The following is a 12,559-nucleotide window of genomic DNA, read 5'->3' as shown; positions in this document are numbered from 1 at the left end:
CCACCGTTCGCGGCGGGGCCCCCGCGCCTCCCGCCCCTGAGCACTGCGAGCTGTTCTCCTGGGCACCGGTCGACGACCGCGCCTACGACCGCGCCTGGGAGGTCCAGGACGCACTGACCTCGCGAGGCCGGCATCGCAGCGCCGGAGCCGTCGATCTGGTCGTTGCCGCCACGGCGGAGCTCCAGGGTCTGACCCTGCCGCACCGTGACCAGGCTTTCGAGTGCATTGCGGCGGTCACCGGTCAGGCACTTCAGTTGTTCGGGCCGGTCACTGGCAAGCGACCGGCTCCGGTCTCCACCGGGTTCCGGTTAACCGTTGTCCGCCGAAGTCCGCGATCTCCGCAGGCCGCCCCTTCGCCCCCGGTCAGGACCTTCCCGAACGTACGGGAACCGTGGAATTCCGCGTTGCGGCTCCCTGCATCCCTAGCCGGGCGTTCCAGAGGCGAGGTCCGGCACTTCAGTACGTAGCCACCGCCCGAGCGCGGAGAAGTCCCCGTCCGTGAGGCCCTCGGCAGGATCGACACGGTGGAGCAGTGCGGGTTCCCGGTGCTGCGCGGCGACCCACAGTCGGTCCACGGCGTCGATCTCGTCGTCGACCCAGATGAAGGGGCGGTGGCCGGCCCACTCCACGAGGGGGCGCGTCTTCCAGTGCAGGCCGCGCGGGCCGTCGGCCGCGGAGACCTCGGGCCACTCCACCACCGGCAGCCTGGGCAGCCCGATCCGCGGGGCGACGCACTCGTTGGCCTCCTCCATCCATGTCGAGGCCCACACCAGTTCGCACCCGAGCTCCATCAGACGCGGCCCGACCGCGCGGTCGAGCCGTCCGAGCAACGGGTTTCCCACGTCGGGGAACACTCCGGAGCGGGAAGCGGGTGCCTGAAACCGACCGGGCGCCGGTCCGAAGGGGATGAGCGGTCCGTCGACGTCGAGGAAGAGGATGGGGCGCTCCACCGAGTGGGTCACGGCGGCACGATAGCCCCGCGTCGCGATGATTTCCGCCGCCGCACTACGCTCTCCGTCACGTCGCACCCCGCCGGCGGCTACGACCTGCTGAAACTCTTCGAGACGTCGCCGGCCAACGCCCGGCCCGCGCCCCAGAGCCAGATCCGCACCGAGCTGACCAAGCTGGCGGACGCCGGCCTGATCTCGGTGGCGGCCGAGGGTCCCCGGGGCCGCAAGGGAACACCCTCACCGCCCAGGGATCGAGCGGGCCGACGAGGGTCACCAGGGTCTGCGTCAGCTGGAGGAGTCCATCGACTGGACCGACGACAACCTCGCGGTCTACGGCCGGATCGCTCTGGAATACGGCCTGCGGCTCCACACCATGCACCGCGAGTGGGCCGAGTGGGCGTCCGGCCGGATCACCTGACAGCCGGTCGGCCGAAGGGAGTTCAGGGGAGACTCCCCCGGAGGAGTCCCGCGGAGGATTTCCCCCGCGAACTTCCAGGAGGAACCCGCCTCCCGTCAACTCCCTGCCCCGCGAGCGCATCCGCGGTGCCCCTCGGCGGCGAAAGAGCCCGAGCACGTATGTGCTCGCGTCCGTCCCGACCACGAGAACGGCCCGCTCACTCAGCCATGTACGACGAGAACACGCGCCAACTGTCCGTGACCTGGCCGCCGGGGGCGCCTCGATGAAGGAGATCGTCCGCGGCTACTGGTGCGAGTGCCGGACCGAGGACCTCGCCGGGGGCGGTCCGCCGGCGCTGCTCGCGTCGATGGACGCGTACTCGGCCGCACAGGCCGACCGGTGGATAGCGGTCGCCCTGCGCACCATCACACCGGCGCTCGGCCCCACCGCGGCGGACGAGGCCTGGGACTGGCTGTACGACGGCCGCATCGAGATGAGACAGGCCCTGCTGCGCTCGGAACCGTGTTCGGTGTCGGTCGACAACAAGACCACCCGGCTCACCTGGACCGCCCGCCCCGTCCTCTTCCTGCCCCTCGCGCGCCGGGAGGACGCCGGCCCGCCCGACTGCGCGGACAGGGGCATCCCCGGCACCGGCCGTCCCCGTCCCCGTCCCCATCCCCTGTGAGGGACCTGTCTTGAAGGACCCATAAGGACCGGTAGGGACCGGTAGGGACCCGTAGAGACCTGTGAGGACCGCCCCCGCGCGGGACCGGCACCGTCGGGTACGCGCAGGGCACGCGTGACCTTTCCGGCGCGTGCCCTGTTAGCGACTCTGCCCGCCGCCCATCTGCGCCAGGGAAGCCCTCATGACGATGACCAGGCCGCGTCCGGCGGTGCACCCGTGACCACGACGGTTCCGAACCCCAACGCGGTCGACGGCTGCTTCCTCGCCTACGAGCGGGACGAGCCCCGGTTCCGGCCCTATGTCGGAGCGGTCCTGGAGGTGACCGGCTCCTGCCCGGGTCCGGGTCCGGTGCGCGAGCAGATCGCCGACCGTGTGGCCCGCATGCCGAGCCTCGCCTGCACGGTGACCCGGCAGGGCCGCCGGACGGTCTGGGAGCTCGATCCCGCCTTCGACCCGCGCCGCCATGTGCACGAGATCCCCGTGCAGGACGGCCGGGCCTCGCTCGACCGGGCCGTGGACGCGCTGCTCGGCGAACCGATCGGCGCCGGCGCGCCACGCTGGGGGGTCTGGCTCATCCACGGCTACTCCCCCGACAGGTACGCGCTGTTCTACCGCGCCCACCACGCCGCCCAGGACGGGCAGGCGGTGCTGGACGCCCTCACGGCGCTGTTCGGGGTGGGTCCCGCCGTTCCTCCCCGGCAGGCCGCGGAGGAAGCACCCGGCGCCCGTGACACCGGCGGGGACCGGGATCCGCTCACGTGGGTGCGGAACATCCCGGCGCGGGCACTCGCGCAGAACGCGGCCGACACCGTACGCGGCCTGCGGTCCACCCTGACCTGGACACCGCACCGCCCCCTCACCGGCCGGACGCGGCTGCTGTCGGCGGCCGTGCCGGTGGCCTGGCCCCGGGATGTCGCGAAGGCCCTCGGGGCCACGCCCAACGACGTCTGCCTGGCCGCGCTGGCGGAGGCGGTACGGGACTGGGTGCCCGCGGAGTGGCGGGCCCGCCCCGGACGCGGGCGGGAGCTGCACGTGGGACTGCCGGTCAGTCTCCGTCTTCCGGAGGAGCGGTTCGCGGTGGGCAACAGGGTCTCGGCCGTGCGCGTCCCGCTGTCCTACTGGACGAAGTCCCCGGCCGGGCGGGTGGCGGCCGTCGCCCGCGCGACCCGCCGGGTCAGGACCGAGGGGATGCGCCGGGTGCTGCGGGCGCAGCTGGAGTGCCTTCCGGAGTGGCTGGTCTACCGCTTCGTCCGGCAGTCCTGCGCGGCGAGCAGCGCGGTGGACACCTCCGGACTGCTGCGTGTTCCCCGCCGGCTGGCGGTCGGGGCCGATCCGGTCGAGCGGGTCGTGCCCACGTTGTTCCTGCACGGCGACCACCTCTTCGCGGTGTCGTTCCTCTCCTACCAGGGACAGGTGCGGGTGAGCTTCACCGTCGACCGGGCGCTGGACGACGTCGGTGATCTCGCCGCCCTGTGGGCCGATGCCGTCGAGCGGCTGTGGCGCGGCATCACCCCCCTCAGCCCCGCCAGCCCTGCCAGCACCGCCAGCCCTGCCAGCACCGCCAGCACCGTCAGCACCGCCAGCACCGCCAGCCCTGCCAGCACCGCCAGCACCGTCAGCACCGCCAGCACCAGAGATTCGCACGCGTCCCGTTCCGGGGAGAACTCATGAGCACGACCGGCCCGGAAGGGTCCACCGCCCTGATCACGGGAGCCAGTTACGGCATCGGCGCCGACATCGCCCGCGCCCTCGCCGCCCGCGGCCACCACCTCGTCCTGGTGGCCCGTAGCGCCGAGCCGCTGGACCGGCTCGCGGCCGCCCTGGAAGCCGAGTACGGGATCAGCGCCCGCCCGCTGGCCGCCGACCTGAGCACCGAGGCCGGCATGGATTCGGCCGCCGCGCGCGCGTGCGACGCCGACATCCTCGTCAACAACGCCGGTGCCGGACTCGGTCTGTCCTTCGAGCGCACGGCGTGGGAGGAGGAGCGGCGGATGCTCGCCCTCAACGTCGTCGCTCCCTCCCGGCTCGTCCACGCGGCGCTGCCCGGAATGCTCCGCCGGGGCCGCGGGCGCATCCTGAACGTCTCCTCGGTGGCCGCCACCGCGCCGGTCTGGCAGGGCACTTCGTACGGCGCCTCGAAGGCGTACGCCCTGGCGCTGACCGAGTCGCTGGCCCACACGCGCCGTGTCCGCACCTCACCCGTCGCGCTGACCGCCCTCGTACTGGGGCACACCGTCTCGGAGTTCCACGAGCGGGCCGGCATCCCGCCGTCCCCTCCGTCGCTCACCCTCGCGTCGCCGTACGTCGCCGAGCGGGCGGTGCGGGCCATCCTCCGGCGCCGCCCGCCCGTCGTCTGCGTACCGAGCGTCCGCTACAAACTGCTGGCCGGGCTGCTGCGCCATCTCCCGCACCGGGTCGCCGCCCTGCCCTTCCTCGCCGACGACTTCACCCTCACCTCGTACGAGGCGCCACGGCCGCCGTACGGAGCCGGGGTGCCGGGGACCGGCGGGCGGGAGTCAGTCGGGAGTGACGGCCAGGACGGCGTTCTGCCCGCCGAAGCCCATGGACAGCGAGAGCGCCAGCCCTAGCTTGCCCCGGCGGCTCTCGGCCGGGATGTCGAGGTCGATCGCCGGATCGGTTTCCTCGAGGTTGGCGGTGGGCGGAACGAGCCCCTGCTCGACGGCGAGGACGGTGAACGCCGCCTCCACCGCGCCCGCCGCTCCCAGCAGGTGCCCGGTCACCGGCTTGGTGGACGTCACCGGCGGGCGGTGCGGGAAGAGCCCGGCCAGCACCGCGGCCTCCGCCCGGTCGCCGGCCGGGGTCCCGGTGCCGTGGGCGTTGACGTGGGTCACGTCGCGCGCGCTCGCGCCGGCCTGCGCGAGCGCCTCGCGGACGGCCGTGCCGAGCCCGGTGCCGTCCGGGTGGGGGCGCACCACATGGTGCGCGTCCGAGGAGGCTCCGAAGCCACTGATCCGTGCGCGGGTGCGGGCGCCACGGGCACGGGCGTCGGCACCGCGCTCCAGGACCAGCATCCCGGCCCCCTCGCCGATGACGAAGCCGTCCCGACGCCGGTCGAAGGCGCGCGGCGCTCCGGTGGGGTCGTCGAAGCGGTGGGACAGCGCGCCGATCCGGTCGAACCCGGCGACGTAGAACGGTGTGATGGCGGCGTCCGCGCCACCGGCCAGCGCGATGTCGCACCGGTCCAGGGCCAGCAGGTCCCGTGCCATGCCCAGGGCGGTCGCGCCCGACGCGCAGGCGGTGTTGACCGTGCAACTGGCGCCCGAGACACCGAACTCGATGGTCAGCTGGGCGGCCAGGGAGTTGCCCAGCGCGGCGGGCACCGCGTACGGCGACATGTCCTGCGGGCCGGCCGTCAGCAGCGCGCGGTGCTCGGATTCCAGGGTCTGGGCACCGCCGGTGCCGGAACCCACGATCACCGCGACGCGCGCGCCGTCCCACCGTGCCGGGTCCAGGCGCGCGTCGGCCAGCGCCTCCCGCGCGGCGAGCAGCGCCAGTTGCGCACTGCGGTCGGGTCTGCGCGCCCGCGCCCCGCCGAGCCGGGCCGGGTCGAAGCCGCCCACCCGGCAGGCCAGGTGCGCCGGAACCGTCTCCTGCTCCCACGCCAGTACAGCGGTGGGCAGCCCCTTGCAGACGCGCTCCCAGCCGGGGGCCCAGCCGTCACCGGCCGGGGTCACCAGTCCGAGGCCCGTGACGCAGACGTCCTGTCGGCCGGTCATACGGAGGTCACCTGGCTCCGACGAGGGCGGCCACGTCCGCGACGGTGAGGGTGGCGCCGATCTCCTCCTCCGTCACCGCCACCCCTTTCTCGCGGCGCAGGACCAGGGCCAGTTCGACGACGGCGATGGAGTCCAGGCCCGCTTCCTCGCGCGTGGCGTCCGGGCTGATGTCATCCTCGGAAAGCCCAAGAGAAACAAGAACGTTTTTGAGTTCTTCGTATGACACTTTTTCTCCGTCGCATGGATAGCAGGGCAGACACCTCAAAGTACCATCTCCAAGGGAACCGAATTCTCCGAGAGAATTAATGCGACAGGCGAGCGATGGGCGAACGCGGGCATGGATATTCTGGAAAAGTGCCGGCCGTGGACCGCGGAGCATCTGCGGGCGACGGGACGGGACTGCTACTTCCGGGCGATCGGCGATACGTTCGACGGCACGGAGGCCGATTTCGAGGGCCGTCGGGTGGTGGTCGCCGCCTCCCACGACTACCTGGGCCTCTCCGCGGAACCACGGGTGCGTGAGGCCGCCGTCGCCGCGGTACGGCGCTTCGGCACCTCGCTGGGAGGGTCCCGGGCGGTGAGCGGCTCGCTGGAACTGCACGAGGAGCTGGAGAACGGGCTGGCTGCGTTCCTGGGCCACGAGGCGGCCGCCGTTCTTCCCTCCGGATATCAGGCGAATTTGATGCTCGCCCCGCTCCTCGGTGACGGGGACATGGTATTCAGCGACTTTTCCAATCATGTTTCACTGGAAGAGGCCGTCCGTCTCGGCAGGGCGAAGGAACGTAAATTCCTGCACGGCAACCTTGATCACCTCGAGGAATTGCTCCGCGGCGCCGACGGAAACGGAATCGGAGGCGACGGGACCCGTACCGGCGGAAAGCTGATCCTCACGGACGGGGTCTTCTCGGTGGACGGGGACGTCTGCGACCTTCCCGGCCTCATGGAGCTGGCGGGCGCGCACGGGGCGCGGGTCGTCGTCGACAGTTCGCACGACCTCGGAGTGCTCGGCCCGACCGGAGCGGGCGCCGGCGAGCACTTCGGACTGCGTCCCGACCTCGTCACCAGCGCCCTGTCCAAGAGCCTGGCCTCGGTGGGCGGGGTGATCGCCGGTCCCGCCGAAGTGATCCGCTATCTGCGGTTCCACGCGCGGACGTCGCTGTTCACCGCGGCCGCCTCACCGGCCAACGTCGCCGCCGCGCTGGCCGCGCTGCGGATCCTGCGCGCCGAACCCGAACGGCGCGTACGGGTCCTGGATCTCGCCGAGCGGCTGCACAACGGCCTGCGCGCGCTCGGCTTCGACACCGGGGCGTCCGTCACGCCGGTGGTGCCGGTGCTGGTCACGGGACGCGAGCGGTGCATGCGCGTGTGGCGGGAGCTGTTCGAGGCGGGAGTGTTCGCCGCGCCCATGGTCCACCCGGTCGTCAGGACCGGCCGCGAGGTGCTGCGCGTCACTCTCACCGCCGCCCACACCGATGCCCAACTGGATCGGGTCCTGGCCGCGTTCGAGCACGTGGGCCGCGCCGAGGGGGTCATCCCCGGCTCCGCGCCGGCCGTGCACACCCCGGTACGGATCGCCCGCCCGCGCGGCCCCCTGACCGCCGCGCACGACGGCGGGTCCAGCGGTGCGGGAAGGCGGCGGGCCACCGCTCAGGGCCGGGGCCGTACCTGACCGGGACCGTGTCCCGTGCTGCTCCCGGTGCCGCGGATCAGCCGATCCTCACGGTCTTCGAGACCGTGACCTGGTCGATGTCGGTGGTGCGGACCGTCGCCTTCATCGTCCAGGTGCCGGCCACCGGGAGGGTGACGCCGTCGGCCCCCCAGTAGCCGCCCCGGTTCGCCAGCTCCGCGTCGATCGGGCCGATCCGCTGGGACTCCAGGGTGAAGGTGAGGCGTAGTTCGGGCACGGTCGCGATCCCTCCGTCGGGGCCGAAGATCACGGCCTGCACGGAGTTCTCGCCCACCCGGCCCGGCGTCAGTTCGACCTGTACCTTGCCGTGACCGCCCGGTGTGCCCACGTCGAACGGGATGATCGTCGTGGACCCCGCCTGCTGCCCCGCGGCCGCGGACGCGGAGGCCGCGGCGGCCTCGGTGGCCGCACGGCCCGGCTGGGTCCCGGTGAGCAGGGTGGTGATCACCAGGACGACGATGCCGACGGTGACCTCGGCCAGCACCGAGCCCCGCAGGGCCCGCCGGTAGCGGGCGGTCTCGTCGGAAGGAGGCGGGTCCGCGTCCGGGCCCGAACCGCCGCCGGAGATGTCGGAGGCCGACGCGGACGCACCGGCCGAATCGGCGTCATCGGCGTCATCGGCAGACGGGTCACCCGTCGTCGAAGCACCGGACACGACCCCGGAGACGGCCCCGCTCCTGTCCACGACGGCCGGTGTCCCGCCCACGACCGCCGCCGCCGCGACGGGCTGCGGCACGCGCTCCGCCACCGCCACCGCGGCGCGCTCCTGCGCCGCCACCATCAGCCGCCCCGCCCAGCGTCGCGAGTACGCCGCCCCCGCGAGCAGGCACAGCACCGCGATCAGCTTGGCGAGGAGGAGGCGTCCGTACGCGGTCGAGGTGAGGGCGTCCCAGGAGCCGAGGCCGCGCCAGGACTGGTAGACGCCGGTGACGACCAGGACGGCGACGGAGGCGAGGGCGAGCCGGGAGAAACGGTTGACGGTGGCCGCGGGGAGCGGTTCGGCCGACCGGTACAGCGCGGTCAGCAGCGCCGTCAGTCCGCCCAGCCACACCGCCATGGACAGCAGGTGCAGGACGGAGGACGCCATCGCGACGGGTACCTGGATACCGGCGGACGCGTGCTCGGCGGCGGCCCAGGTGACGGCGAGGGAGACGGTGAGCAGCGCGCCGAGCGCGAGGACGGCGCGCTCCCGCCGGTCCGCGCGCACCGGGTAGAAGGCCACCGCCGCCAGCAGCACCAGCCGGGCCAGCAGGGTGAGGCCCGGCCGGCCGGCCAGTGTCTCGTTCAGGACGGACGGGTCGAGGGCGTCCGCGGGGCCGCTGCCGCGTTCGTAGGGTCCCCGCAACAGGAGCAGTGCGAAGGTCGACAGGAACAGCGTCCACCAGCCCGCGAGGAGCAGTCGCCGTACCGGGCCCGGGAATCCGCAGACCAGGACGAAGGCGGCGGTCCCGATGAGCAGGGCGAGACCGCCGTACGCGACGTAGCGCGCGATGTCGTAGAGCGTGGCGGAGACGGTGTCCCCGGCGGGGTCGACCGGGACCGGCGCGACGGACGCGGAGGGCTTGCCGATGGAGAAGGTGAAGGCGCCGGAGACCGGGTGGCTGTCCGCCGAGACGACCCGCCAGGCCACGGTGAAGGTGCCGGTGCCGAGGCCCTTGGGCAGGGTCACGCTGGCGGTGTCGGACCGTCCGTCCGCGTGCCCCGGCTCGCCGGTGTGAACACGCCGGTTGCCCGGGTCGAGCACACGGAAGGAGTCGTCGAGGAGCCCGATCGACTCGGTGAACGTCAGGGTCACCTGGCGGGGAGCCGTCTTCAGCACGCTGCCGTCCTGGGGATCGGCGCCGGTCAGTGCCGCGTGGGCGGACGCGCCGCCCACACCGCCGAAGAGGACCAGCACCAGCACCGTGCCCAGCAGGGCCAGGCCCCGGGCCACGCGCCGCCGCTCCCGCTGGCTTCGTCCGCTCACACGCCGTCTCCGTCTCCGTGTTTCCAGAGTCTCCGCGTTTCCAGAGTCACGGATACGTACGGACGAATCCGGCGCCGTGCTCACTCCACCGGTGAAGCGCGCGGTGCGGCCGGGGCGCCCGGGGTGCCGGGCGCACCGGTCCCGAACACCGCCTCCCGGCTCAGGAAGGCGAGTCGGGCGCGCTTCTCGGGCAAGTAGACCCCGGGAAGGTCGATTTCGGGAAGCACGATCTCCGGGCCCGGTTCGAAGCCCTGCCGGACCAGGCGGGAGAGCGCCTTCGCGTTGCGTGCGTCGGGTTCGACCACCACCCGTCGCCGGTCGAGGCCGATCAGCACGTAGGTGGTGAACGCGGTCAGCAGCTTCGAGGACCAGCCGGGCCGGGGGCCCTCGGCTCCCGCGGGGCCGATCAGCAGATGGACCCCGATGTCGCCGGGCTCGGCCGCGTAGCACTCGCTGACCCGGTCGGCCTCGGGTTCGTACGTCTGGAAGAGCGCGGCGGGCTCGCCGTCCTTGACCACGAGGAAGGCGTGGTGGGTGTCGAGCGAGTCGAGATGGAGGTAGGTCTCCAGGACCTGTTCCCTGGTGAACCCGGTCATGCCCCAGAAGCCGGCGCGCTCCTGTGTCACCCATCGGTGGATGACGTCCAGATCGGCGCCAGGGTCGACGGGCAGGACCCGGACGGTGCCGAAGCCGGCGATCTCCTGTTCGTGGACGGCCTCACGGTCGGGGGCGTACGGCTCAGTGGTCATGGTTCTCCTCCTTGTTCCGGTCATCCCGGTCGTTCCGGTCTTTCCAGTTGTTTCGGTTGTTCCGGTCGTTCCGGTTGTTCCGGCTTTCCCGGTTGTTCCGCTTGTTTCGGTTGTTCCGGATGTCCGGGGTGTCCCGGACGGATTCCGGGCTGTCCCGGACGGAATCCGCGGTGTCGTGCGTGGCCGCTTCCGGCTCCTCGGTCAGCCGGTTCCAGTCGGTGCGGACGGGGACCAGCCGTCCCTCGAGCCACAGGGGGAGTTGGTCGCGGTGATGGGCCGAGCCGGGAACCCCGGAGGCGCCGAACGGCACCACCCAGAGGCTGTTGTCGCGATCGGCGAGGTCCCAGACGTAGCGGGCGGCCGGACCGCGCGCGCTCAGGTCGGTGAGGCCGGGGACGGCCGAGGTGCACAGCACGCAGTCGTGGTCGCCGGCGAGCCCCGGTTCGTCGTACGCGTCGCCGGCCAGCGCCCGCCAGGGCGCGAGGCGGTGGCCGTCGCCCCAGACGCCGGGCGGCCGCGCGGCCGCCTCCTCGACGGCCGCGCGCACGAGCCCGGTGCGGTCGATGCCGTACAACTCCTCGGCCCTGAGCAGGTTTTCGAGGGCGAGGCCGATGCGGGGGAGGAGGGCGAGCCAGGGACGGAGGACCTCGGGGTACTCGGGCGGGTCGGCCAGTGCGGCGAAGACGGGGTGGGCGGCGAGGCGTCGTGCGACTCCGCCGCGGACCGCCGCGTAGGCAGCCGCCTCCGTGCTGTCGGCCTCCATGCGGCGGTCCCAGAGCAGCAGCCGGTCACGCAGGGCCGCCGCCCGCGGAGTCAGTCCGTCCAGGGTGGCGAGGTGGTCCAACAGGGGTGCGGCCGAGGCGAGATGGGTGTCCATGTGGACGGCCGCCATGTCCGCGGCCGGCCAGGCCGTCCTGGAGACGAGCAGGTCGCGGATGCGCGCGGCGCGGTGCGGCGGGGCGAACTCGACGCCGAGCGGGGTCGCGGGGCCGCGCTGGTTGGCCATCACGGCGATGCCGTCCTCGACGGTTCCGTACGGCATCTCGTGCCAGCCCCGCCACTCGTGTCCGGGCTCCCAGGCGGCGACGATCCGGGTGCGGTTGTCCTCGCCGCGGACCGGGACCCGGCCCGCGACCCGGTGCAGCACCCCGCCCGCGGTGTCGGCGGCCTGGACGACGTTGACGGGCTCGGCCCAGAGGTCGAACGCCCGTTCCACGTCCGCGACTTCGCGGGCGCGCAGCAGCGGGAGCAGGGCGCTGAAGCCGAGGTCGCCGGTGACGCGGGGCGGGTAGCGGAGGCTGATGGGGCCGACCGCGCCGCGGCCGTCCGGGTCCTCTTCGCCCTCCCCGGCTCCCGCGTCGCGCCCTTCGGCCGTGCCGTGGTCCGTGTCGCTGCCTCCTATGACGACCGGTCCCCGCGCGGTCTCGATCACCTCGACCTCGACCGGGGTGCCGCCCGCGACCTCGACCGTCTCCACGTGCCGGGTCGCCGCGCGCCACCGACCGTCCGGGTCCAGTGCCTCCAGGGACTCCCCTCCCTCCCCGGTCCGGCGCAGCCGCTCCCGGTACAGGTCCTGGTAGTCGGCCATCGCGTTGGTGATGGCCCAGGCGACGGTGCCGGTGTGGGCGAAGTGGGCGATGCCCGGGACGCCGGGGACGGCGAGGCCGACGACGTCGAACTCGTGGCAGGCGAGGTGGATCTGCTGGTAGACGCCGGGGTCCTCGATGAAGCGGTGGGGGTCGCCCGCGATGACCGGCCGGCCGGTGACGGTCCGTTCGCCGGTGACGAGCCAGCCGTTGCTGCCGGAGGTGCCCGGTCCGTCGGTGGCGAAGAGCCCCACGGCGTCGGCGCCCAGCCGCCGGACGACCTCCTCGCGCCAGAGTTTCGCGGGGAAACCGGCGAACAGGATGTGGGTGGTCAGCCAGACTCCGAGCGGGGTCCAGGGCTCCCAACGGCCCGGCACGAGTCCGGACCGGGCGAACTCCGGTGTGCGGCGGGCGCCTTCGGCGAGCCCGTCGTTGACTCCGTCGACGTACGAGACGACCCACTCGGCGGTCTCCGGGTCCTTGCCCTCCAGGGCGGCGAAGCAACGTCTCGCGGTGTCGTCGAGCCGGGCCCGGCGGGCGAACACGTCCCAGGCGGCCTCCCCTGCGCCGAGGAACGCGGCGGAAGTGCCCTGCGAGCGGTGCCGTTCGACCTCCAGCTGCCACGCGCGGTCGACGGCGGTGGTACGGCCCTGGGCGCGGGCGAGTTCCAGTGCGCTCCCGGCGCGCAGATGGGGGATCCCCCAGGGGTCACGGTAGAGCTCGGCGGTCACGGCCATCCCCACTTTCCTCAGGTTAGGCTAACCTAACTTCAGTTGGGGCGAAATCGTACGCGAGGGGTGGA

11 protein-coding genes and 1 pseudogene are annotated in these 12,559 nt (G+C 73.1%); 6 read left to right on the top strand and 6 right to left on the bottom strand.

What is annotated here, in order from left to right; translation table 11 throughout:
- Positions 1 to 50: 50 nt before the first annotated feature.
- Positions 51 to 278, top strand: a pseudogene (locus ACFVTC_RS23805) (VapC toxin family PIN domain ribonuclease); the annotation flags it as partial.
- 144 nt (positions 279 to 422) lie between these two features.
- Here the strand turns inward: ACFVTC_RS23805 and ACFVTC_RS23800 are convergent.
- Positions 423 to 962: an HAD domain-containing protein gene (locus ACFVTC_RS23800; RefSeq protein WP_390130085.1), complete on the bottom strand. Its 540-nt coding sequence runs from the start codon at positions 960 to 962 to the stop codon at positions 423 to 425.
- 238 nt (positions 963 to 1,200) lie between these two features.
- Between ACFVTC_RS23800 and ACFVTC_RS23795 the strand changes: the two genes are divergently transcribed.
- From ACFVTC_RS23795 to ACFVTC_RS23780, 4 genes are all read left to right on the top strand, one after another.
- The gene (locus ACFVTC_RS23795; protein ID WP_390130179.1) at positions 1,201 to 1,368 is read left to right on the top strand and encodes a hypothetical protein; all 168 of its coding nucleotides are present in this window, start codon (positions 1,201 to 1,203) and stop codon (positions 1,366 to 1,368) included.
- 262 nt (positions 1,369 to 1,630) lie between these two features.
- Positions 1,631 to 2,032: a hypothetical protein gene (locus tag ACFVTC_RS23790; protein WP_390130083.1), complete on the top strand. Its 402-nt coding sequence runs from the start codon at positions 1,631 to 1,633 to the stop codon at positions 2,030 to 2,032.
- A gap of 216 nt (positions 2,033 to 2,248) precedes the next feature.
- Positions 2,249 to 3,703, top strand: coding sequence for a wax ester/triacylglycerol synthase domain-containing protein (locus ACFVTC_RS23785; RefSeq protein ID WP_390130081.1), 1,455 nt, complete (start codon positions 2,249 to 2,251; stop codon positions 3,701 to 3,703).
- Positions 3,700 to 4,620 carry an SDR family NAD(P)-dependent oxidoreductase gene (locus tag ACFVTC_RS23780; protein WP_390130079.1) on the top strand — a complete coding sequence of 307 codons (921 nt, stop codon included), beginning with the start codon at positions 3,700 to 3,702 and terminating at the stop codon, positions 4,618 to 4,620. The genes ACFVTC_RS23785 and ACFVTC_RS23780 overlap by 4 nt, the downstream gene beginning before the upstream one ends.
- Here the strand turns inward: ACFVTC_RS23780 and ACFVTC_RS23775 are convergent.
- Entirely contained in the window at positions 4,549 to 5,769 is a 1,221-nt protein-coding gene (locus ACFVTC_RS23775) for a beta-ketoacyl-[acyl-carrier-protein] synthase family protein (RefSeq protein ID WP_390130077.1), read from the bottom strand. The genes ACFVTC_RS23780 and ACFVTC_RS23775 overlap by 72 nt on opposite strands.
- Before the next feature lie 7 nt (positions 5,770 to 5,776).
- Positions 5,777 to 5,995, bottom strand: a complete 219-nt coding sequence (locus ACFVTC_RS23770) for an acyl carrier protein (protein ID WP_168528911.1) — start codon at positions 5,993 to 5,995, stop codon at positions 5,777 to 5,779.
- Positions 5,996 to 6,106: 111 nt separating this feature from the next.
- Between ACFVTC_RS23770 and ACFVTC_RS23765 the strand changes: the two genes are divergently transcribed.
- Positions 6,107 to 7,438: an aminotransferase class I/II-fold pyridoxal phosphate-dependent enzyme gene (locus ACFVTC_RS23765; RefSeq protein WP_390130075.1), complete on the top strand. Its 1,332-nt coding sequence runs from the start codon at positions 6,107 to 6,109 to the stop codon at positions 7,436 to 7,438.
- 37 nt (positions 7,439 to 7,475) lie between these two features.
- Here the strand turns inward: ACFVTC_RS23765 and ACFVTC_RS23760 are convergent, their stop codons facing one another.
- The 3 genes from ACFVTC_RS23760 to ACFVTC_RS23750 form a co-directional block, all read right to left on the bottom strand.
- Positions 7,476 to 9,422 carry a copper resistance CopC/CopD family protein gene (locus tag ACFVTC_RS23760; RefSeq protein WP_390130073.1) on the bottom strand — a complete coding sequence of 649 codons (1,947 nt, stop codon included), beginning with the start codon at positions 9,420 to 9,422 and terminating at the stop codon, positions 7,476 to 7,478.
- Between the two features lie 80 nt (positions 9,423 to 9,502).
- The gene (locus ACFVTC_RS23755; RefSeq protein ID WP_390130071.1) at positions 9,503 to 10,171 is read right to left on the bottom strand and encodes a GNAT family N-acetyltransferase; all 669 of its coding nucleotides are present in this window, start codon (positions 10,169 to 10,171) and stop codon (positions 9,503 to 9,505) included.
- A complete protein-coding gene (locus ACFVTC_RS23750) occupies positions 10,161 to 12,488 on the bottom strand; it encodes a penicillin acylase family protein (protein WP_390130176.1) in 2,328 nt (775 codons plus the stop codon). Before ACFVTC_RS23750 ends, ACFVTC_RS23755 begins: the two co-directional genes overlap by 11 nt.
- Positions 12,489 to 12,559 lie beyond the last annotated feature (71 nt).

It is taken from the genome of Streptomyces sp. NPDC057950, assembly GCF_042887295.1.
GTDB lineage: Bacteria > Actinomycetota > Actinomycetes > Streptomycetales > Streptomycetaceae > Streptomyces > Streptomyces kaempferi.
This window is presented reverse-complemented; position numbering and strand designations above follow the sequence as displayed.

What these genes read in the sequence shown, in the direction of transcription:
- ACFVTC_RS23790 (WP_390130083.1), top strand. Translation starts at nt 1,631, where the DNA reads ATGAAGGAGATCGTCCGCGGCTACTGGTGCGAGTGCCGGACCGAGGAC.
- ACFVTC_RS23780 (WP_390130079.1), top strand. Translation starts at nt 3,700, where the DNA reads ATGAGCACGACCGGCCCGGAAGGGTCCACCGCCCTGATCACGGGAGCC.
- ACFVTC_RS23775 (WP_390130077.1), bottom strand. Translation starts at nt 5,769, where the DNA reads ATGACCGGCCGACAGGACGTCTGCGTCACGGGCCTCGGACTGGTGACC.
- ACFVTC_RS23765 (WP_390130075.1), top strand. Translation starts at nt 6,107, where the DNA reads ATGGATATTCTGGAAAAGTGCCGGCCGTGGACCGCGGAGCATCTGCGG.
- ACFVTC_RS23755 (WP_390130071.1), bottom strand. Translation starts at nt 10,171, where the DNA reads ATGACCACTGAGCCGTACGCCCCCGACCGTGAGGCCGTCCACGAACAG.